Genomic DNA, 22,537 nt, shown 5'->3' on the forward strand with positions numbered 1-22,537 from the left:
ATAAAACATAATTATTAATCATCGAAGCGTTTTGCTTTGTAAGCCGGGTTTTTTAAGTTCTCGATAGAGAAGATATCATCCAGTTGTTCTTCGGTTAATAAACCGCGTTCTAGAACAACTTCACGTACGCTCTTACCAGTTTCTGCACAAATCTTACCAACGATGTCGCCATTATGGTGACCAATGAATGGGTTCAGATAAGTAACGATACCGATTGAGCTGAAGACGAAGTGTTCACAGATTTCTTTATTCGCAGTGATGCCATCAACACATTTTTCTACTAAGTTACGACAAGCGTTGCTTAACAGAGAAATTGATTCGAACATTGCTTGACCGATTGCTGGTTCCATTACGTTTAATTGTAATTGACCTGCTTCAGCAGCCATAGTGACACAAGTGTCATTACCGATAACTTTAAAGCAAGCTTGGTTAACAACTTCTGGAATGACTGGGTTTACTTTAGCTGGCATGATTGAAGAACCTGCTTGTAGTTCTGGAAGATTGATTTCTTTCAGACCTGCACGAGGACCAGAGGACAGTAAACGTAAGTCATTACAGATTTTAGACATTTTCACAGCTAAACGTTTTAATGCGCCGTGAACCATTACATAAGCACCACAGTCAGAAGTTGCTTCAATTAAGTCTTCTGCTGGAACGCAGGCTAAACCAGTTACTTCTGCTAATTTTTCAACAGCCAGTTTTTGGTAACCAGGCGCTGTATTCAGACCAGTACCGATAGCTGTTGCACCTAAGTTCATTTCTAACAGTAACTCAGCAGTACGTTTCAGGTTTTTGATTTCTTCTTTCATTAATACAGAGAAAGCGTGGAATTCTTGACCTAAAGTCATTGGTACAGCATCTTGCAATTGAGTACGACCCATTTTCAGGATATCTTTAAACTCAACCGCTTTTCTATCAAAACCTGCTTTCAGCAGTTCGATAGATTCAGTTAACTTGATTACAGAGTTATAAACCGCTACACGGAAACCACAAGGATAAGCGTCGTTTGTTGATTGGCTCTTATTGACGTGGTCATTTGGGTTCAGGTATTGGTATTCACCTTTTTGGTGACCCATTAATTCCAGACCGATGTTTGCGATAACTTCATTGGTATTCATATTTAATGAAGTACCTGCACCGCCTTGGAATACATCAACTGGGAATTGATCCATGTGTTTACCTGTTTCTAATACTACGTCACAGGCTTTGATAATCGTATCAGCGATTTCACGAGGAATAGTGTGAAGTTCTTTGTTTGCTAATGCTGCTGCTTTTTTCACCATGACCATACCGCGGATGAATTCTGGAACATCATTGATGGTACGATCACTGATGTAGAAGTTTTCAATTGCACGTAAAGTATGGACGCCGTAGTAAGCATCAGCAGGAACTTCTCTTTTACCTAACAGGTCTTCTTCGATACGAGTTTTATTTGACATGAGAACCTTCTTATTAAAATTTTAACTGTCTAGTTATGCGCTTGTTAATAAAATATATCGTTAACGGTTAATAATGTAATATAACTTACCGTTTTGCTTGGTACTGACATGATCATATTCGGGTTGTGAACAAATACCTTTAAGCTGGATCACTTTATACGTAAATAACGTCTAAATATTTTCTTTTTGTGATCTATCTCATGGATTTTACAGTTCTACTTCTCTTTTTAATACCCCTTGAAAAGGAGTGTTAGGCTCCCCATTATTATGTAGATAAACTAAGAAAAAGCGAGTTCGTAAACCATCAGCTTAGATGTAGTTCACACTCCTTTCTATTAATAATATGAATCTTTTTTTATAAAAAGGAGAACCACGTGCGTTGGCTCCCATTAATTGTTATCTGTCTTCTTATTTATATAGAAGCTGTTATTTTCGTCAATGTGGCATCTTCTATTGGCGTACTGACAACACTCTTCCTTGTGGTGCTGACTTCTTGTGTTGGTGTCTCATTGGTAAAAAATCAGGGCGTAAAAAATATTGCTTCAATGCAACAAAAATTAGCGGTAGGAGAAGTACCTGCTGCTGAAATGGTGAAAAGTGTTTCGTTAATATTGGCAGGTATTCTATTGTTGATCCCAGGCTTCTTTACTGACTTCTTGGGATTACTGTTATTACTGCCACCATTGCAAGCACTGCTAGTGACTAAATTGATTTCTCGTATTCGTGTTTATTCAGCAGGTCATACTCAAGGCGGATTTTCTTCACATCAGAATGGCACCACTTTTGAAGGTGAGTATCAGCGCAAAGAAGATTCACCAAGTAACCAATTGAATAATAAGGGCGAAGATCAGAATAATGACCATTTTTCTGACAAAAAATAATTAGCCCAAAGCATAATCGACTAAAAAGGGGAAAATTTGAAAAAAAAACACACTTCTCCCCTTGAAGTTTTACCGGATGCCCCCACCTGTATCGTCATGGTACTGGTTCATCTTAGGCACTGGTATCAACCTTAATCCTGATATGGACTTTTTTATAGGAGCACTATTAATGAAGATTCGTCCATTACATGACCGTGTTATTGTTAAACGTAAAGAAGTCGAAGCTAAATCAGCAGGCGGTATCGTTCTCACTGGCACTGCAGCGGGTAAATCTACTCGTGGCGAAATCTTAGCCGTGGGGCAAGGCCGTATTATGGAAAACGGCGACGTTAAACCACTAGATGTTAAAGTTGGCGATATCGTAATTTTTAACGACGGTTATGGCGTTAAAACAGAAAAAATTGATAACGAAGACGTGCTTATCATGTCTGAAAGCGACATTTTAGCAATTGTAGAAGAATAATTTTTCTCTTTTAAGATCTTCTTAAACTGAACGAATTCAAAGGAAATATACGATGGCAGCTAAAGACGTCAAATTCGGTGTAGATGCTCGTAATAAAATGTTACGTGGTGTTAATGTTCTTGCAGATGCAGTTAAAGTAACTTTAGGCCCTAAAGGTCGCAACGTTGTTTTAGATAAATCTTTCGGTGCACCAGTTATTACTAAAGATGGTGTATCTGTAGCACGTGAAATTGAACTCGAAGATAAATTCGAGAACATGGGTGCGCAGATGGTGAAAGAAGTTGCTTCTAAAGCTAATGATGCGGCAGGTGATGGTACTACAACTGCAACAGTATTAGCACAATCAATCATTGCCGAAGGCTTAAAAGCAGTTGCCGCAGGCATGAACCCAATGGATCTGAAACGTGGTATCGACAAAGCGGTTATTGCCGCAGTCGAAGAACTGAAAAAACTGTCTGTTCCATGTTCAGATACTAAAGCGATTGCTCAAGTTGGTACAATTTCAGCAAACTCTGATGAAACTGTTGGTACTTTGATCGCACAAGCGATGGATAAAGTCGGTAAAGAAGGGGTTATTACTGTTGAAGAAGGTACTGGCTTAGAAGATGAGCTAGATGTTGTTGAAGGTATGCAGTTTGACCGCGGTTATCTGTCTCCTTATTTCATCAATAAACCTGAAACAGGTACAGCAGAATTAGAAAACCCATTCATTCTGTTAGTTGATAAAAAAGTATCAAATATCCGTGAGTTACTGCCTGTTCTAGAAGCAGTTGCTAAAGCCAACAAACCTCTACTTATCATCGCTGAAGATGTTGAAGGTGAAGCACTGGCAACATTAGTTGTGAATAACATGCGTGGTATCGTTAAAGTTGCTGCGGTTAAAGCTCCTGGCTTTGGCGATCGCCGTAAAGCAATGTTACAAGATATCGCAACGTTAACTAACGGTGCTGTGATTTCTGAAGAAATCGGCATGGAGTTAGAAAAAGCAACGTTAGAAGATTTAGGCCAAGCAAAACGTGTTGTTATCAACAAAGACACTACCACTATTATTGATGGTTTAGGTGATCAAGACGCAATCAGTGGCCGTGTATCTCAAATCCGTCAACAAATCGAAGATGCAACTTCAGATTATGACCGTGAAAAATTACAAGAACGTGTCGCTAAATTAGCGGGCGGTGTTGCAGTAATTAAAGTCGGTGCAGCAACTGAAGTGGAAATGAAAGAAAAACGTGCTCGTGTTGACGATGCTCTGCATGCAACTCGTGCAGCAGTTGAAGAAGGCGTTGTTGCGGGTGGTGGTACTGCGCTGGTTCGTGTTGCTAACGCGCTACGTGAGATGGTTGGTGATAACGAAGAACAAACAGTAGGTATCCGCGTTGCATTACGTGCAATGGAATCGCCAATGCGTCAAATCGTTGCTAACGCAGGTGAAGAACCTTCAGTTGTTGTAAACAACGTGAAAGCAGGTGAAGGTAACTACGGTTATAACGCTGCAACGGATGCTTACGGCGATATGATTGATATGGGTATCTTAGATCCTACTAAAGTCACTCGTTCTGCACTGCAATTTGCTGCATCTATCGCAGGTCTGATGATCACAACAGAAGCAATGATCACTGATTTACCTAAAGATGATAAAATGGATTTAGGTGGCGCTGGTGGTATGGGCGGCATGGGTGGAATGGGCGGCATGATGTAATTCATCAGCTTACTGTTTTACATAAAAAAACCGAGCTTAGGCTCGGTTTTTTTATGTCATTTTATGAGATAACAGATCGTTGTTGTAGTTGTCATTGCCTTTCTTTTGCTGTCATTATGTGTGGTTATCCCGCTCACTGTCAGAAAAAACCCTTTGTCGTTGCTCCCAGTTGTGGTAGGTGCCTGTTGGCCTATTTTGTGTTTTGAGGTGGCTTTTTATTCACTTGTTTTTGTATTTCTCTTTATTTCACCACGTTTATTTTTGGGGCAATATTATTCGGCAGAGGGGATTGATTGTCTGACAATTTTAAAAAAATGAACAAATAATGTGTTCATTCTCGCACTGTGCAGGCTGAAAATAGGTCAGATTGTTTTAAAAGCCTAAAAGCGGTGTAGAATAGATGCATTGTTGCTTTGTCTATCTCAAAGCCGAATTTGTACGTTAAAATAAGTGTAAAGCGAAAATAATATCTTAAGGCTATTGGCTAATGTGAGATAGTAATAATGATTTATTTTTGCGCATCAGAGGGATGACAAGGTATATTGTTGTCGTAACTAAACGGACACTCAAATAAATGAGGGGATCATGCGAATTAAATTGTTATTGGGAGCTACTGCGTTGTTATTAGCGGGCTGTTCTGCAACAAACACATTAACCACTGCGGGCTCACAGGTACAAATCACTGATACGCAACCAGGCAGTGAGTGCCAATTATTAGGAACAGTGACAGGTGTTCAAAATAACTGGTTATCAGGTTCCCGTACTGAAAGTCAATCACTGCGTGGTGCTGCTAATGATTTACGTAATAAAGCAGCGGCAATGGGCGGTAACGTTATTTTTAACGTTGGTACTGGCGCAGGCAGTTTCGTTGATAGCTTTGCACCATTAGATAGCAAAATGAGTGGGCAAGTTTATAAATGCCAATAAAGGCAGGTAAATTATTCATTATTTATTAGTCTACTAATAGAAAATAAAAAGCTGTAGTCACTTCATAATGAATTGAACTACAGCTTTTTTGTTTCTGCGATATTGATTATTGTTGGCGTAATCCGAGATCTAACAATGTTTTGCTTGGTTCACCACCAATTTCACGAGTAAGTTTAGGTACCATATAACCTGATACTAAGCTCATAAGTCCTTTCATAATCTCTCTAGCTTCACTGTCTGGCACCATAAAGTGAGCCGCCCCTTGTACTTTATCTAGAACATGCAAGTAATAAGGCATAACGCCTGCATCAAACAGGGCGCGACTTAATTCTGCGAGAACTTCAGCGTTGTCGTTAACACCTCGCAATAACACACCTTGATTTAATAAAGTGACATTGGCTTTCTTTAGCTTTAAGCACGCTTCTCGTAATACGTCATTAATTTCATTCGCATGATTTGTATGCAGTACCATAATATTCTGCAAACGTGATTGTTGTAAGCGCTGACATAGTACATCAGTGACACGAGCAGGAATCACCACAGGTAAACGAGAATGGATGCGTAAACGTTTAAGATGAGGAATGGCTTCTAATTGTGTGATTAACCAATCAAGCTCATCATCTTTTGCCATCAGAGGATCTCCCCCGGAGAAGATGATTTCATCGAGTTTTGGGTTATTTTTGATATACTCTATTGCCTTTTGCCAATTCGCTTTGTTTCCTTTGTTATCTTCGTAAGGAAAATGACGACGAAAACAGTAGCGACAATTGACAGCGCAACCACCTTTGACCAGAAGCAATGCACGATTCTGATATTTATGTAATAAACCTGGCACCGCATTTTGTTGCTCATCTAACGGATCCGTAGAAAATCCCGGTGTTAGGGTAAATTCAGCATTTGCAGTTAATACTTGTAAAAGTAATGGATCGTTAGGATCGCCTTTTTTCATGCGTGCAACGAATTCACGGGGAACCCGTAGCGGAAAAAGCCGTCGCGCCTGAGCCCCTTTTTGGAGATCAGCGTGATGTTCCAATGCTAAAAGTTGGAGTAATTCAACAGGATCACTGATTGCCTGCGCGAGTTGTGTTAACCAGACTTCTCTGGTGGGGTGATTATGAGTTACAATGTGTGCCATTTTTTGGCTATGCCATTTTAAATTAAAAAAGTTAGAGGATATTCATGGCTTCTTATAATACCAACGATTTTCGTTCAGGTCTTAAAATCATGTTAGATGGCGAGCCAGCCGTCATTACTGAATGTGAATTTGTTAAACCAGGTAAAGGTCAGGCATTTGCTCGTGTGCGTCTGCGTAAACTGATTTCTAACAAATTACTGGAAAAAACATTTAAATCTACTGATTCAGCAGAAGGTGCTGATGTCATGGATATCAACTTAACTTACCTATACAACGACGGTGAGTTCTGGCATTTCATGAATAACGAAACCTTTGAACAATTAGCCGCAGACGAGAAAGCCGTTGGCGAAAATGCTAAATGGCTCATCGACCAAGCAGAGTGTATCGTAACACTGTGGGATAACCGCCCTATTGCTGTTATTCCACCAAACTTCGTTGAATTAGAAATCGTTGATACTGATCCTGGCCTGAAAGGTGATACTGCGGGTACTGGTGGTAAGCCTGCAACATTAAGTACAGGGGCTGTTGTTAAAGTTCCACTTTTTGTACAAATCGGTGAAGTTATTAAAGTTGATACTCGTTCAGGTGAATACGTATCACGTGTAAAATAATCGTATAGATTATTTTACTGAGTTACAATATCAAGTACAATAATTAATTACCGCAGATAATGTTAACTATTTGCGGTATTTTTTTATTTTAATTGATAAATATTGAATAATAGACGGTATATTCTTTCTAAAAAACTGAGTGATTTGTATTACTACATTATTTTATTTTCTATGTTATTATTTTGTGCCTAATTTATTTATCCCTTTATTATATTTGAATGCCAAAACTGAATGCTATATTCAATATTGGAATTGGTAAAAAATAACCATTTTCTTAGAATGAATGTGTCGGTTATTTTGGTAAAGATAATCCACAGCAATATTTATTTTAAGTTATTTTGACTTTCCTTTAAGAGATATTGAAGAGTATAGATAAAAACATTAATCCTGTAATATTATTGATCTTTATTTTATATTTTTGTACTAGGGAAACCCTTTCTATATAGACATTTACTTTGATATATCTCTTTTATTTTTTTATTATCTATATTTATACTGCAATAAAAATCACCTATTTCATAGGTTGAAGATCTTATATATAGAATAAGTTTCTATTTCTTCTTTTTATAAATTTCCCATATTAAAAAACAGATAACAGAATTATAATCTATACTTTATTTAGATTGAATATAAAGAATAGGTGTTGATTTTTTTTCAATTCTAATGTTATCAATGCCTTATATTTACCCGTAGACCTTAAATTCATTTAGGAGGCTATATGGAAAATAAAATGATTATTATGGGGGCAGATCCTTCAGGATTTGAGCTTAAAAACACGATTAAATCTTATTTATCAGAAAAAAACTACACAATAAAAGATCTCACAGAATTAGGCCCTATTGGCTATTGTGATGTAGGTGATAAAGTTGGTTCGATTATTTCTGAACATCCTGAATATATTGGCTTTGTTTTCTGTGGTACAGGAATGGGGGTGAGTATCAGTGCGAATAAACATAAAAATGTTTATTGTGGTGTCTGTGAAAGCGTTACCAGTGCTCGTTTTTGTAAAATTATAAATAACTGTAATATTCTCGCTATGGGAGGATTATTAATTACCCCATTTAAAGCAAAAATGATGGTTGACGCTTATTTATCAGCAACCTTTACAGACGGTTTTTCAGAAGCAACACCGGAAGATTTACAATCTGGCTTAAATTCAATGAAACAAGTAGAAAAGAGAATTTATAAAAATTAAGTCAAGTTTAATGACTCACCTTTATAAGCCTGAATATTCAGGCTTATTTTTTACTAAGTGATATATTTTGCTTATAAAATAGGTAAAGATTTAGTATCTATATTAAAATAATAAACAAAGCATTTTTATGACTCAACAAGAAATTAAAAGTAGGTGAACAGTGGAACATCAACACGATGATGCAGTAAATGCCCCATTACGTATTACCTCTAAAATGCGAGATGTTGGAGGGATTGAAACCTATCGTGCTTTACCTGATAAAAAACAACGTTTAATTGGGCCTTGGTGTTTTCTTGATCATTTAGGCCCTACTGTTTTTAATGACTCTATCGATAAATTAGCCATTTCGCCACATCCCCATATTGGCTTACAAACTTTTACTTGGATGTTAGAAGGGGAAGTTTTACATCGCGATAGTCTCGGTTTTCAGCAAGTTATTCGCCCTCAACAAGTTAATTTGATGACAGCAGGCCTCGGTATTAGCCATTCAGAAGATAGTCACGGCGATAAAAAAGAGGTCCATCTGGCGCAATTATGGATAGTGCTACCAAACGATAAAAGAAATATGCCACCGCGCTTTGATCACTATCCTGAACTACCTAAATGGCAAGCTGATGGCGCTGACTTCACGTTATTAATCGGTGATTATCAAAGCTACAACTCTCCCGTATTATGTTTATTACCCATGGTTGGCATGGATATTATGGCAAAACATGCTACGGGTATTTCCTTATCATTAAATCCTAAATATGAATATGGACTTTTTGTCTTAACGGGCGAAATGACCATTAAAGGTGAAATTTTTACAGCTAATGAACTTGCTTATATTAGTACACAACATGAGTCATCGTTAGTTATTCAATTAAGCGATGATACTAAAGTTCTTTTTTTAGGTGGCGAACCTTTAAAGGAAAATATTTTGATGTGGTGGAATTTTATTGGTCGTAGTAAGGAAGAAATTCAACAAGCAATCACCGATTGGAATGCGGGCAGTGCACGTTTTGGTAAAGTGGTTAATGATGAAAGAACACCACTGGTATCGCCTTTAATGCCTTAATTTTATGTTATAAAAGAAAATATTAATATTACGTATTTGAACTTAGCTGAGTTATCTAACGATAATTCAGCCATTTTTTTCTCTATGCTCCGCTATTTTTGATATCTAATCATAGTGACGACAAAATTGTTGTTTATAACTCACCACTTACTGTCAACGTCATTATTGTCGATACGTCATTCTTAATCCCTTCTTATATTTCTATCTCAATGATTTTTATCGTAAATAAATTAGAACCTCTCTTGGCATGAAATATGCTTCATCTAAAGAAAAATTGACGACAGTAATGCTGTTAAACGTTTTTCTCGGAGGATGTGGCGAATGAATCGCTTTGTAATTGCAGAGCCACAACGATGCATAGGGTGTAATACCTGTATGGCAGCTTGTTCAGAAGTTCACCAAGCTGTGGGGTTACAGGCGCATCCGCGTCTTACAGTGGTAAAAGTGGAGGATCAAACAGCACCGATGCTTTGTCGGCACTGTGAGGATGCTCCTTGTGCTCGCGTGTGCCCAGTCAATGCCATCACTCATGAAGATAATATGATCTTTCTTAATGAGAGCCTGTGTATTGGCTGTAAGTTATGTGGTTTGGTTTGTCCCTTTGGGGCAATTACACCATCAGGCAGTAAGCCCGTTAACTTACCAGCGGTTTTTGAACATTTTGTTCCTGAAGAGATGTTGGCGGATGTGCCAGCAAGCCTTCCAACAACCAACCCATTTCTTGCATGGAATGTGGGTGTCCGTGCTATTGCAGTGAAATGTGATTTATGTGCTTTCTCTGATGAAGGTCCTGCTTGTGTCAAGGTGTGTCCGACAGATGCATTGCATTTAGTTGAAGAAGACAAACTTGAAGAGCAGATGAAAACGCGTCGCTTAGATTCTGTGATGGAACCTGTCACAAGTCTTGACGATTTATCTACTTTGACACAGGAGCGGAAGTAATATGGAACCTCTTCAGTTACTGCTGTGGTCAGTCATCCTGTATGTTGTTGGTGGCGTTATTGCACTGTTTTTAAAGAAACAGGAAGGGTTGGCAATCCTTATTTCAGGGATCAGCGCAATCATCGGCGGTGTTTTAGGTGTTTTAAGTGCATTACCGGTTATTTTGGGTGGTGAGATCGCCACTTTTACCGCGGCAGGCCCATTTGAATTTGCAGCCTTCGTAGTACGTATGGATATGTTAGGCGCCTTTATGGTGTTCGTTATTTCATTATTGGTCAGTGTATGTGCACTTTATTCTCTTGCTTATGTGCAAGAATATAAAGGACGTGGCGCTTGGAGCATGGGATTCTTTATGAATCTGTTTATTGCTTCTATGGTTGGCTTAGTGGTGATGGATAATGCGTTCTACTTTATTATCCTATTCGAAATGATGTCGCTGGCTTCTTGGTTCTTAGTGATTGCTGATCAAGATGACGAATCTATTCACGCAGGTTTACTTTACTTCTTTATCGCTCACGCAGGCTCCGTGTTAATCATGATTGCCTTCTTCTTGATGTGGCGTGAAAGTGGTAGCCTTGATTTTGATTCATTCCGTCAACTCTCTCTTTCACCTGCAATGGCCTCTGTAGTGTTCTTACTGGGTTTCTTTGGTTTTGGTGCCAAAGCAGGTATGTTGCCATTACACAGTTGGTTACCAAAAGCTCACCCTGCAGCGCCTTCACACGCATCGGCATTAATGTCAGGTGTAATGGTTAAAATTGGTATCTTTGGGATAATCAAAGTCGGTATCGATTTATTAGGTGCCACCGAAATGTGGTGGGGCATTGTTGTTCTTGGGTTTGGTGCTGTTTCTTCTGTATTAGGTGTTATGTACGCCTTAGCAGAGCATGATTTAAAACGCTTACTCGCATGGCACACTGTTGAAAATATCGGCATCATTTTAATGGGTGTGGGTGTTGGCATGGTAGGAATGGCAACTGATCATCCTGTTATAGCAGCACTTGGTCTGTTAGGTGCTTTATATCACTTATTAAACCATGCGGTGTTCAAAGGATTATTATTCCTTGGTGCAGGTGCCATTATTAACCAAATTCACACTCGTGATATGGATAAGATGGGGGGCTTAGCAAAACTAATGCCTTATACCGCAACAGCCTTTCTAATTGGTTGTATGGCGATTTCAGCGTTACCACCATTAAATGGTTTTGTTAGTGAATGGTATACCTATCAATCTCTTTTCTCGATGAGTTACGAAGGTAACTTTGTAATGCGCTTAAGTGGCCCAATTGCCATTATTATGTTGGCAATTACAGGGGCATTAGCGGCAATGTGTTTCGTTAAGGTCTATGGTGTTAGTTTCTGTGGTGGCCCGCGTAGCGAACAAGCAACAAAAGCGAAAGAAGTGCCTTTACCAATGACGATTGCAATGGGTTTATTAGCACTTTTCTGTGTTGTGTTAGGTGTGGGGGCTGCTTTTGTTGCGCCAATTATTGCAAATATTGCAATGTCACTTAGCGAAACCAGCGCATTAACCGTGACTCAAGGCGCAATGCTTGTTCCTGATACCGCATCACAAGCAATGTTCTCTCCAGCATTAACATTTGTTTTATTAATTGCCTTACCGCTTATCCCATTCCTGATTTATCTCGGCCTGAAAGGCAATCAACCTGCGTTTCGTCGTAAAGGTGATCCTTGGGCGTGTGGTTATGTATGGGAAAAAGACATGGCAGTGTCAGCAGGTGGCTTTACTCAAGCGTTACGTAGTATGTTTGCACCACTTTATCGTATGCGTAAACAACTTGATCCATCTCCATTGCTGTCTCGTGGTTTTAATAAAACACAGCTCGGTGCTGAAAAGGTCGAACCATTCTGGGATGAACGCATTATTTATCCTCTGGTTCGTGGTATCCAACGCTTTGCAAAACGTATCCAATGCCTACAAGGTGGGGATTTCAGACTCTATTGTCTCTACGTTGTCGCAGCGCTGGTCATCTTGCTTTTAGTCATCGCAGCGTAAGGAGAGGGACTTATGACTTTCCAAGAAGCACCTACGTTAATGATGGGAATATTCGCACTAATACAAGCACTCTTTTTGCTGGCGATAACCCCATTATGTACAGGTATTTCGCGCACAATTCGTGCCAAGATGCATTCGCGTCGAGGCCCTGGAATTTTGCAAGATTATCGAGATATCTTTAAGTTATTTAAACGCCAATCAGTAGCGCCTGAGCAATCTGGTGTGATTTTCCAAGTGATGCCGTATGTGTTACTCGGAAGTATGTTAGTGGTTGCTATGGCACTGCCCGTCTTTACTGCAACATCACTGTTTGCGGGTGCGGCTGATCTTATTGCACTGATTTATCTGTTTGCACTTTATCGTTTCTTCTTCTCTTTATCTGGTCTGGATTCAGGAAGTCCATTTGCTGGTATTGGTGCTAGCCGTGAATTAACACTGGGTGTGTTAGTTGAGCCAATTTTAGTGTTATCACTGATTGTGGTGGCTTTGATTGTGGGTTCAACCAACGTTGGCACCATCAGTGCAACACTGGCTCAAGGTTGGGTATCACCTACAGCCACATTGTTAGCCTTATTAGCTTGTGCTTTTGCGGCATTTATCGAAATGGGCAAAATGCCCTTTGACGTTGCTGAAGCTGAACAAGAGTTACAAGAAGGGCCATTAACTGAGTATTCAGGCTCTGGTTTTGCCATGGTGAAATTGGGTCTTGGCTTAAAACAAGTCGTAGTAGCTGAACTGTTCTTAGCCATATTTATTCCTTTCGGTAAAGCAACAGAATTCACCTTCATTGCACTGATCATAGCGTTAGTTTTAATGGCGGTGAAATTGTTAGTGGTGTTTGTATTAGCGTCATTGGTTGAAAACAGTTTAGCGCGTGGTCGCTTCCTGCTAACTCACCATGTGACATGGTTAGGATTCGGTGTTGCAGCACTGGCTCTTGTTTTCTATTTAACTGGTCTATAAGGAGCGATGATTACAATGGAAAATATAGCTCTTGCGACCTTACTCATCCCATTTGCGGGGGCGCTGATTACGTCCTTAATGCCAAATCGGATGGCGAAGTGGTTATGTACACTGTTCGCTTTATTAGCCACATTAGGAACGGTTGCTTTAGGTTGGCAGTTTCTCGCTGAAGGTAAAGTCGATACGACAATTACGCTAGTACAATATGGTGATATTGCACTCTTTGGTTTTACCATTGACCGTGTGAGTACCTTGATTGCTTTCGCTGTTGTGTTCTTAGGATTACTGGTGAGTTTATACTCCACGGGTTATCTGACTGATGGCAACCGTGAGCATCCTCATGAAGGGACTCGTCGCTATTATGCCTTCCTGCTGATCTTTATTGGTGCGATGGCAGGTCTAGTGCTTTCATCAACTATCTTGGGCCAACTCCTGTTTTTCGAAATCACAGGGGGTTGTTCTTGGGGATTAATCGGTTACTACCAATCTGAAAAATCACTCCGCTCAGCAATGAAGGCATTATTGATCACTCACGTTGCTTCAATCGGTCTTTATCTTGCGGCTGCAACCTTATTTGTCAGTACGGGTACATTTGAATTAACCGCCATTGCAACCTTAGATGAATCAACCAAACTGATTGTGTTTGGCGGTATTCTCTTTGCGGCTTGGGGGAAATCAGCTCAATTACCGCTACAAGCTTGGTTACCTGATGCAATGGAAGCTCCAACCCCTGTAAGTGCTTACTTACATGCAGCATCAATGGTGAAAGTCGGTGTTTATATCTTTGCTCGTGCAATTATGTCAGCAGATGGTGATGTTCCTCATCTTATTGGATGGGTAGGTATTACCATGGCAGTAATCACGCTGATTTATGGCTTTATGATGTATCTGCCACAAAAAGATATGAAACGCCTATTAGCATGGTCAACGATTACTCAGCTCTCTTATATCTTTCTCGCATTATCTATCTCTATCTTTGGACCACGCGAAGCGTTTGAAGGCGGTATTGCTTATATCTTTAACCATGCCTTCGCTAAAAGCTTGTTCTTCTTAGTTGCGGGTGCGTTGAGTTATAGCTGTGGTACTCGTATGTTGCCTCGCTTAAAAGGGCTAATTAATAAATATCCATTATTGGGCGTGGGTTTTTGTGTTGCTGCGCTGGCAATTGCAGGTGTTCCACCACTTAATGGCTTCTTTAGTAAATTCCCAATTTTTGCCGCAGGCTTTGAATTGTCGAGTATTTTCTGGGTGATGACACCAATTATGGTGCTAGTGTTGATTGAATCTGTGGCTAGCTTCACTTGGTTTATCTACTGGTTTGGTCGTGTTGTGCCGGGCAAACTCAGTAAAGAGGTTGAGGAAGGACAGCCAGTTCCTATGGCAATGCAAATTGTCATTGGAATACTGATTATTATGTCCTTTGCATCCAGTGTTATCGCAGTCACTTGGCTAGGATAAGGGAGATAAATCATGACTGGAGCACTTATCGTAAACAATTTGGCGGGGTTAATGATGATAACTTCGCTATTGGTCATTGGCGCGAAAAAGCCGATTGCTTCTTGTTGGTTCTATGCATTGCAATCTTTCGTCTTGGTGATGATTTTTGTCACCTTGGCCAATACGTTAGATGCACACCAACTGACTCTGTGGGCAATTACCGCCTTCTTTACTAAAGTTCTGCTTGTGCCACTTATTTTAGGATTTGCATTCCGTAAGTTATCGGATCCTAGTGCGAATATCAGTGTTATTAGCCCTGCACTCTTAATGTTGTTGGCGGCTGTTATCGTCATTCTAAGCTGGTTTGTGGTTGAGCCAATTCAAATACCAATGGTTGTCGATTTGAAACCTGCACTCGCAGTTTCTTTGGGACACTTTATGTTGGGTCTGCTTTGTATCGTGACTCAACGAAATATCCTAAAACAAGCTTTTGGTTACTGCTTAATGGAAAACGGCTCTCACTTAACACTGGCACTATTAGCGTGGAGAGCACCAGAACTAGTCGAAATCGGTATCGCCACTGACGCCATCTTTGCTGTGATTGTAATGGCAGTGTTGGCTCGTAAGATTTACCGCACGCTCAACACACTGAACGTGGATCAACTGACCGCGCTGAAGGGGTGAGGAGATGAACCAAACAACCATGTTAACTATTTTAATGTTTGCACCGTTGGTATTTTCAATACTGGCGTTTCTAAGTCCGTTATTAAAAGCGGGTGCGCGTCCTGTTGTGACGGGTATTCATGCTATTGGTATCACCGTATTGTTAATCGCTGCGTTAGGGACTGTGGCAGATGTCATGTCTCATGGCGAAATATTGGCTGCTGCTAATTGGGTTCACGTTGATAGCCTAGGCGCATTATTCCTATCCATCTTAGGCATTATCGGCTTTTTAACGGGGCTTTATTCTATTGGTTATATGAGTCACGAAGTGGATGAGGGTGAAATCTCAGTACGCACTTTGTGTAACTACTATGGATTCTTCCACCTATTTTTATTCACCATGTTATTAGCAATCACGAGTAATAACTTGATCTTAATGTGGGCGGCCATTGAAGCAACAACCCTAAGCTCTGCATTCTTAGTCGGAATTTATGGTCAACGTTCTTCTCTGGAAGCAGCGTGGAAGTACATCATCATTTGTAGTGTGGGTGTGGCGTTTGGTCTTTTCGGTACTATTTTGGTATATGCCAATGCCGCAAGCTTTATGCCTGATCCAGATCAGGCTATCTTCTGGACTGAAGTGTTGAAATATACAGACCAGTTAGATCCAACACTGATGCATTTAGCTTTTGTCTTTATTTTAATCGGTTTTGGTACCAAAACAGGGTTATTCCCTATGCATGCTTGGTTGCCCGATGCGCACAGTGAAGCACCAAGCCCTGTCAGTGCGCTGTTATCGGCGGTGTTACTGAATTGTGCACTATTAATCATCATTCGTTACTACATCATTATTGATGCGGCTATTGGCACCGAGTTCACTCGTAACTTACTGTTAATTTTTGGCTTCCTCTCTGTGGCTATTGCGGCGTTCTTTATTCTTATTCAGCGCGATATGAAGCGTCTTTTAGCGTATTCCAGTGTGGAAAACATGGGATTAATCGCCGTCGCGTTAGGGATTGGCGGACCAATCGGTATTTTGGCTGCTTTATTTCACACCTTAAACCACAGTTTAGCGAAAGCGCTGTTGTTCTGTGGCTCTGGTAACGTGTTATTGAAATACGGTACGCGTGATTTAAATGTCGTGAAAGGCATGTTTAAAGTGATGCCATTAAGTGCAGCCCTTTTTGCTGGTGGTGCGTTAGCGTTAGGGGGCATGCCTCCATTCAACGTCTTTATCAGTGAGTTTATGATTGTTGTGGCAGGTTTAGCTTCTCAACACATCGGTTTAACTATTCTACTATTATTGTTACTAACCATAGTATTAGGTGGTTTAGTTCGTATGGTGGCTAAAACTGTTTTTGGTCCAAAACCTGATGTTGTTGCTAAAGGTGAGCTGGGGATTTTAACCACATTACCAATGGTCATTTTGATTGCCCTTATGCTGTTAATGGGAACTCATATTCCTAAACCTGTCAGCGAGCTGTTAGAAAATGCCGCTAATATCGTGATGAATCTCGATAAAAATGAGTCACCAACTTATGCATGGCCAACAACTTTAATCAGCAATCAATCCACATCAGTTCAGGAGATGTAACGTGAGCTACCAAAATTATGTCAGTAGAAAAGAGGGAAAAGAACTGGGTGCAGATTATGTTGCCAAAGTTCGAGAGAAATTCCCATCAGCTGTCCTTGATGAAGAGCGACAAACTGCTGATCAATTGACGATAACAGTAAAAACGGGATCACTTCCTGAAGTGGTGGAGTATCTATATTACGGTTTAGGGGGTTGGTTACCTGTTTTATTTGGCAATGATGAGCGTAGTTTAAATGGGGATTATGCCGTTTATTACGCATTATCAATGGAAGAGGGTGAAAAATGCTGGGTTGTGGTTAAAGCCCATGTCAGTCCAATCACGTTAGAATTTCCATCAGTAACACCACGTGTACCTGCCGCTGTTTGGGGGGAGCGTGAAATTCGTGATATGTATGGACTCATTCCTGTAGGTTTACCTGATGAGCGCCGTTTAGTGCTTCCAGATGACTGGCCTGAAGAGATGTATCCACTGCGTAAAGATGCAATGGATTATCGTCAACGTCCAGCACCAACGACAGAAACGGAGACTTACCCGTTTGTGAATGACGGTAAGCAAGATGCGCGCGTAGTACCTATTGGCCCAATGCACATTACCTCAGACGAACCTGGGCACTTCCGTTTATTCGTAGACGGTGAAAATATTGTCGATGCTGATTACCGAATGTTCTATGTTCACCGGGGTATGGAAAAACTGGCTGAAACCCGTATGGGTTATAACGAAGTGACATTCTTATCAGACCGCGTGTGTGGGATTTGTGGTTTTACACATAGCGTGGCATATGTGACTTCTGTTGAAAATGCGTTAGGCATTGAAGTGCCTCGTCGTGCGCATACCATTCGTTCAATCTTATTAGAAGTTGAACGCCTTCATAGTCATTTATTAAATATTGGTTTAGCCAGTCACTTTACGGGGTTTGATACTGGTTTTATGCAGTTTTTCCGCATTCGTGAAAAATCAATGCAGATTGCAGAAATGCTCACTGGTGCACGTAAAACGTATGGCTTGAACTTAATTGGTGGTATTCGTCGCGATATCTTAAAAGATCAGCGCCTTAAAACCATTCAATTAATAAGAGAAATGCGTCGTGAAGTTACTGAACTTGTTGATGTTCTTCTCACTGCGCCTAATATGGAACAGCGTACTGTTGGTGTGGGTATTTTAGACAAAAAGGTTGCCCGTGATTTTAGTCCTGTAGGTCCTATGATCAGAGCGAGTGGCTTTAAACGTGATGTGCGTTTTGACCATCCATTTGCCGATTATGGCAATCTTCCACTGACTCTCTTTAGTTATGAAGGTGGCGACGTATTCTCCCGTGTGATGGTTCGTATTAAAGAAGTCTTGGATTCAATGGCTATGATTGAATATGCTTTAGATAATCTGCCAGAAGGCCCGTTATTAACGGAAGGCTTCACTTATCAACCTTATAAATTTGCATTGGGCTTTACCGAAGCACCCCGCGGTGAGGATGTTCATTGGAGTATGTTGGGCGATAACCAAAAATTATTCCGCTGGCGTTGCCGTGCGGCGACTTATGCTAACTGGCCTGTATTACGTTATATGTTGCAAGGAAATACCGTATCCGATGCGCCATTGATTATCGGTAGCCTTGACCCTTGCTATTCCTGTACTGACAGGGTAACGCTCGTCGATGTGAAAAAACGTAAATCGAAAACAGTTTCTTATAAAGAAATTGAACGTTATAGCATCGAACGTAAAAATTCGCCGCTCAAGTGAGGGAATGAACGATGTTAAAATTGTTTAAAACCATAATCAAAACAGGCGAAGCAACGACCAAATATCCGTTTAAGCCTTTGGATTTACCCGATGGCTTTAGAGGAAAGCCTGAATATGATCCACAGCAGTGTATTGTTTGTGGTGCTTGTACTGCGGCTTGTCCTGCTAATGCATTAACTATGGAAACCAATTTAGAAACAGGTGAGCGTCACTGGCAACTGTTTATTGGTCGCTGTATTTACTGTGGTCGTTGTGAAGAAGTTTGCCCAACAAGAGCGATTGTTTTATCGGATATGTTTGAAACGGCGGTGACGAAAAAATCAGACCTTTATATTAAAGGAACGTTTAAGTTATTGAATTGCCGTGAGTGTCATCAGCCATTTACCCCTAAAAAATCCGTTGAATATGCGATGGCGTTATTAGTGCAATCTGGTTGGGATGAAAATACCGTGGAAGCAATGCGACCGCAATTTGAAACCTGCCCTGAATGTAAGCGTAAACATAACTTGTTATCTGATGGCCGTGAAAATATTAGTATGGGCGAGATCGGGAGTACAATAAAATGAGTCTACCAGAAATTCCCATTAATCATCATGTTAGCCAACCGATCACCCTTGATGATCAGGTGCAAAAGCTAAAACAAACATTGTTGAAAGATATTCAGCGTTCAGCTTATGTTTATCGTGTTGACTGTGGTGGTTGTAATGGTTGTGAGATTGAAATTTTCTCCGCAATTACACCGGTTTTTGATGCTGAACGTTTTGGTATCAAAGTGGTAGCCTCACCTCGTCATGCTGATATTTTATTATTTACTGGCGCAGTCACGCGCCAGATGCGTGTTCCTGCATTACGTGCTTATGAATCAGCGCCAGATCCAAAAATCTGTATCTCTTATGGCGCTTGTGGCTGTGGTGGCGGTATTTTCCACGATCTCTATTGTGTATGGGGTGGTAGCGAATCTATCGTGCCTATTGATGTGTGGATCCCCGGTTGCCCTCCGACACCTGCGGCGACGATTTATGGATTTGCTGTTGCACTGGGTTTGTTAGACCAAAAATTAAAAGGCGAATCGCACATTGAAGTAGAGAATGAAAAAGCGTCTCTAATTCTGCCTTCTATTCCTTTAGATGCTAGAGTGATGATTGAGCGTGAAGCACGTCGTTTAGCTGGCTATTATCAAGGAAGACAAATCAGTGATCATTTCCTCACCTTATTAGAAGGCGCCACTATTCAAGAAGTGAGTGGTCGTGTTGATGCATGGTTGAGACAAGCTAACGATCCTCGTTTATCAGAGATTGTAAAACGTCTGGTCTATTCATTAAGCCAAGGAGGAATTTATGCCTGATGACGCTAAAGTTTATTTTTGGTCATTAAGACAAAAGTTTGTTGATAGCGATGATGATATTCCTGAACAAGCGCAACAGGTAATGTACTATTCACTCGCAATTGGCCACCATGTGGGAATGATTGACTGTTTAAAAACGGAATTAGTTTGCCCTTTAGAAAAATATAAAGCGTGGATTGATTTATTACCTGAAGGTGAAGCCAAGCGCAAAATGCAGGGATTACTAACATTTGGCGAAATCAATATTAATTCAGAACATACTCACTTGTTAGCATTGGCATTCGATCCTCTCACTAAAAATGACGATCCTATTTTTAGTGAATGGAGTCAAACACTAATTAAATTATTGGGTGAGATCTACGCAGAACCTGCGATTTATTTGATTGTAAAGAGAAAACCATGAGTAACACAATGACAGCACCTAAAGTGGTATTAACGGTCGGTAACAGCATGATGGGCGATGATGGAGCTGGTCCTCTGCTTGCAGAGTTAATGGAAGCTGATCCCATTGAGGGATGGATTGTGATTAATGGGGGAAGCGCGCCTGAAAATGTCTCTTATCAAGTAAGAGCGTTACAACCTCAATGTGTTGTCATTGTTGATGCTGCTGATATTGGTTTAAATCCCGGCGAAATTAGGGTGATAGATCCTGATTATATAGCGGAAATGTTTATTATGAGCACCCATAATATGCCGCTGAATTTTCTTATCGATCAATTAAAAGATGATATTCCTGATATCACTTTTTTAGGGATCCAACCCGATTTAGTCGGTTTTTACTACCCAATGACCGAGGCGGTCAAAAATGCTGTTGATGAAGTTTATCAAGGGATCAAGTCTTGGCGAATTGATTACTTTCCTGAACTTGAAGTTTGTGATGAAGAAGATATCGAAGAATAAAAATAGAACAAGTATCCAAAAATTATAGATATAAATAAAAACTAAAACATCCGCTTTGCGGATGTTTTTCGTTAATGACACCGATACTGTTCATTAGCTATAAAAATGAGTGTTAATAATACTTATATTACTCATTAATAAATAAAGTTATAGCGCTAATAACATGCTTTTTATGTGCTAACCTTAATTTTTCCTTTAGTTATTTCTTTTAAAAAACAAACCACCTTAACCCTTTCTTCATAAGAGATTAAAAGAAGTTAATTATACTTATCTTGATTAAATACAAATTCCACTTTTAGTTAGTTGAAAATTAATTTTTTATTAAGAATTAATGAATACTAGTTTAGTATTTCATTACTTTTTTTTTAATTTTAAAGACTAACTATTTAGGAGGAAGCTTCTTTTCTTTGCTAAGAATATAAAAGGTGGGTTATGTTTTCTTCTATACCTCAACTGAGTATTGTGGTTGCCATTTATAATGGAGAGAAATTTTTATATCAATTTTTCAATGGGTTAAAGTCTATTAAATTGGATGATTGGGAACTTATTTTAGTTAACGATGGTTCTAAAGATAACTCACTTAAAATCTTACAAGAGTGGAAAGACAGATTTCCTAATGTCACTATTATTGATCAGGAAAACCAAGGTGTTTCTGTTGCACGTAATATAGGATTTAATATTTCTAAAGGACAATATATTGTTTTTCCTGATATTGATGATGTAATTCATTCTAATATGTACGATAGAATGCTTAATATTGCTAAAAATGATGATTTAGATATTTTAACTTGTAATGGTAATTATGTTTATGCCGATGGACGTCCTTCTCGTCCTATATTCCCATCTAGTCGATTACATTCAACCGATGTTTTAACGGGACCACAATGGCTAAAAATGGCATTAAATTCTAAGAAATTCTTACATGTAACTTGGTTAAATATGTATCGACGTGAATTTCTACTTGCTCATGGTTATTATTTTGAACCTGGCTTACATCATCAAGATATTCCATGGACAACAGAAGTATTATTAACAGCGAAGCGTGTTAAATATATTGATGAGCGTTACTATGACTACTTTATTCATTCTGAATCCATTTCTCATACGACACCTAATGATACTATTCATGTTCGAACAATTCGTAATTACATGAAAATATTAGAGATGCTTGATGCTATTAATCAAAAGCATAAGGAAGTCGCGAAAAATATCAATGCATGTTATTGGCAAATCGCAAAAGAAGGTTTGGGGATTATTCATTCAATCAATTCTATTCAATCTATTGAAGTTAAAAAACAAATAGTTAAAGAGTTTTTTGATAGAGGAATATGGTTATTAATTTGGAAAAATGCGAAAAATTTTAGATTACGTTGGCGTTTAGGGCGGCGCTATTTTAAATTAAAGAAAATATTAAATTCCTAATCGTAGGAGGGCACAATAATGTGCCTTTTTTATTTTCATTGTATATTAAATAAAATGAAATAATTTAATTTCGTTAAAAAGTCACTTTATTTCGTTTTACGCTCACTGATAA

General features: G+C 39.5%; 21 protein-coding genes. 19 read left to right on the forward strand and 2 right to left on the reverse strand.

Going from position 1 to position 22,537, the window contains the following annotated elements; genetic code table 11:
• Positions 1 to 14: 14 nt before the first annotated feature.
• On the reverse strand, positions 15 to 1,439 hold the full coding sequence (gene aspA / locus GWI97_RS11425) for an aspartate ammonia-lyase (protein ID WP_036934358.1): 1,425 nt from the start codon (positions 1,437 to 1,439) through the stop codon (positions 15 to 17).
• 374 nt (positions 1,440 to 1,813) lie between these two features.
• Between aspA and GWI97_RS11430 the strand changes: the two genes are divergently transcribed.
• From GWI97_RS11430 to GWI97_RS11445, 4 genes are all read left to right on the forward strand, one after another.
• Entirely contained in the window at positions 1,814 to 2,320 is a 507-nt protein-coding gene (locus GWI97_RS11430) for an FxsA family protein (RefSeq protein WP_036934356.1), read from the forward strand.
• 169 nt (positions 2,321 to 2,489) lie between these two features.
• On the forward strand, positions 2,490 to 2,783 hold the full coding sequence (locus GWI97_RS11435) for a co-chaperone GroES (RefSeq protein ID WP_036914050.1): 294 nt from the start codon (positions 2,490 to 2,492) through the stop codon (positions 2,781 to 2,783).
• Between the two features lie 52 nt (positions 2,784 to 2,835).
• Complete coding sequence (gene groL / locus GWI97_RS11440) at positions 2,836 to 4,482, forward strand: chaperonin GroEL (protein ID WP_036934353.1); 1,647 nt, start codon at positions 2,836 to 2,838, stop codon at positions 4,480 to 4,482.
• A 585-nt stretch (positions 4,483 to 5,067) separates the two neighbouring features.
• The gene (locus GWI97_RS11445) at positions 5,068 to 5,409 is read left to right on the forward strand and encodes a DUF4156 domain-containing protein (protein WP_036934351.1); all 342 of its coding nucleotides are present in this window, start codon (positions 5,068 to 5,070) and stop codon (positions 5,407 to 5,409) included.
• Between the two features lie 106 nt (positions 5,410 to 5,515).
• Here the strand turns inward: GWI97_RS11445 and epmB are convergent, their stop codons facing one another.
• Positions 5,516 to 6,544 (reverse strand): EF-P beta-lysylation protein EpmB, encoded by a 1,029-nt coding sequence (epmB, locus tag GWI97_RS11450; RefSeq protein ID WP_036934348.1) that lies wholly within the window; start codon positions 6,542 to 6,544, stop codon positions 5,516 to 5,518.
• A 44-nt stretch (positions 6,545 to 6,588) separates the two neighbouring features.
• Here epmB and efp point away from each other — a divergent pair, with 44 nt between their 5' ends.
• The 15 genes from efp to GWI97_RS11525 all read left to right on the forward strand — a co-directional run bounded on the left by efp (position 6,589) and on the right by GWI97_RS11525 (position 22,425).
• Positions 6,589 to 7,155, forward strand: coding sequence for an elongation factor P (efp, locus tag GWI97_RS11455; protein WP_036934346.1), 567 nt, complete (start codon positions 6,589 to 6,591; stop codon positions 7,153 to 7,155).
• A gap of 718 nt (positions 7,156 to 7,873) precedes the next feature.
• Positions 7,874 to 8,350 (forward strand): RpiB/LacA/LacB family sugar-phosphate isomerase, encoded by a 477-nt coding sequence (locus tag GWI97_RS11460; RefSeq protein ID WP_036934344.1) that lies wholly within the window; start codon positions 7,874 to 7,876, stop codon positions 8,348 to 8,350.
• A 160-nt stretch (positions 8,351 to 8,510) separates the two neighbouring features.
• Complete coding sequence (locus GWI97_RS11465) at positions 8,511 to 9,407, forward strand: pirin family protein (protein WP_036934342.1); 897 nt, start codon at positions 8,511 to 8,513, stop codon at positions 9,405 to 9,407.
• A 321-nt stretch (positions 9,408 to 9,728) separates the two neighbouring features.
• On the forward strand, positions 9,729 to 10,349 hold the full coding sequence (locus GWI97_RS11470) for a 4Fe-4S dicluster domain-containing protein (RefSeq protein ID WP_036934340.1): 621 nt from the start codon (positions 9,729 to 9,731) through the stop codon (positions 10,347 to 10,349).
• 1 nt (position 10,350) lies between these two features.
• Positions 10,351 to 12,366: a hydrogenase 4 subunit B gene (gene hyfB, locus GWI97_RS11475; RefSeq protein WP_036934337.1), complete on the forward strand. Its 2,016-nt coding sequence runs from the start codon at positions 10,351 to 10,353 to the stop codon at positions 12,364 to 12,366.
• Between the two features lie 12 nt (positions 12,367 to 12,378).
• Positions 12,379 to 13,329 (forward strand): respiratory chain complex I subunit 1 family protein, encoded by a 951-nt coding sequence (locus tag GWI97_RS11480; protein ID WP_036934336.1) that lies wholly within the window; start codon positions 12,379 to 12,381, stop codon positions 13,327 to 13,329.
• Between the two features lie 6 nt (positions 13,330 to 13,335).
• Complete coding sequence (locus GWI97_RS11485; RefSeq protein WP_161751991.1) at positions 13,336 to 14,787, forward strand: hydrogenase 4 subunit D; 1,452 nt, start codon at positions 13,336 to 13,338, stop codon at positions 14,785 to 14,787.
• A gap of 12 nt (positions 14,788 to 14,799) precedes the next feature.
• Positions 14,800 to 15,450, forward strand: a complete 651-nt coding sequence (gene hyfE / locus GWI97_RS11490; protein WP_036934333.1) for a hydrogenase 4 membrane subunit — start codon at positions 14,800 to 14,802, stop codon at positions 15,448 to 15,450.
• Between the two features lie 4 nt (positions 15,451 to 15,454).
• Positions 15,455 to 17,023: a hydrogenase 4 subunit F gene (locus GWI97_RS11495; RefSeq protein WP_036934331.1), complete on the forward strand. Its 1,569-nt coding sequence runs from the start codon at positions 15,455 to 15,457 to the stop codon at positions 17,021 to 17,023.
• A 1-nt stretch (position 17,024) separates the two neighbouring features.
• Positions 17,025 to 18,758 (forward strand): hydrogenase large subunit, encoded by a 1,734-nt coding sequence (locus GWI97_RS11500; protein WP_036934330.1) that lies wholly within the window; start codon positions 17,025 to 17,027, stop codon positions 18,756 to 18,758.
• A gap of 11 nt (positions 18,759 to 18,769) precedes the next feature.
• A complete protein-coding gene (hyfH, locus tag GWI97_RS11505; protein ID WP_036934329.1) occupies positions 18,770 to 19,324 on the forward strand; it encodes a hydrogenase 4 subunit H in 555 nt (184 codons plus the stop codon).
• A complete protein-coding gene (locus tag GWI97_RS11510) occupies positions 19,321 to 20,103 on the forward strand; it encodes an NADH-quinone oxidoreductase subunit B family protein (protein WP_036934327.1) in 783 nt (260 codons plus the stop codon). The genes hyfH and GWI97_RS11510 overlap by 4 nt, the downstream gene beginning before the upstream one ends.
• Positions 20,096 to 20,506 carry a formate hydrogenlyase maturation HycH family protein gene (locus tag GWI97_RS11515; protein ID WP_036934325.1) on the forward strand — a complete coding sequence of 137 codons (411 nt, stop codon included), beginning with the start codon at positions 20,096 to 20,098 and terminating at the stop codon, positions 20,504 to 20,506. Before GWI97_RS11510 ends, GWI97_RS11515 begins: the two co-directional genes overlap by 8 nt.
• Complete coding sequence (gene hycI, locus GWI97_RS11520) at positions 20,503 to 21,003, forward strand: hydrogenase maturation peptidase HycI (protein ID WP_036934324.1); 501 nt, start codon at positions 20,503 to 20,505, stop codon at positions 21,001 to 21,003. The genes GWI97_RS11515 and hycI overlap by 4 nt, the downstream gene beginning before the upstream one ends.
• Positions 21,004 to 21,435: 432 nt before the next feature.
• On the forward strand, positions 21,436 to 22,425 hold the full coding sequence (locus tag GWI97_RS11525) for a glycosyltransferase (RefSeq protein ID WP_036934322.1): 990 nt from the start codon (positions 21,436 to 21,438) through the stop codon (positions 22,423 to 22,425).
• Positions 22,426 to 22,537: the final 112 nt, after the last annotated feature.

The organism is Proteus sp. G2300, from assembly GCF_009915965.1.
In the GTDB taxonomy this organism is placed as follows: Bacteria; Pseudomonadota; Gammaproteobacteria; order Enterobacterales; family Enterobacteriaceae; genus Proteus; species Proteus vulgaris.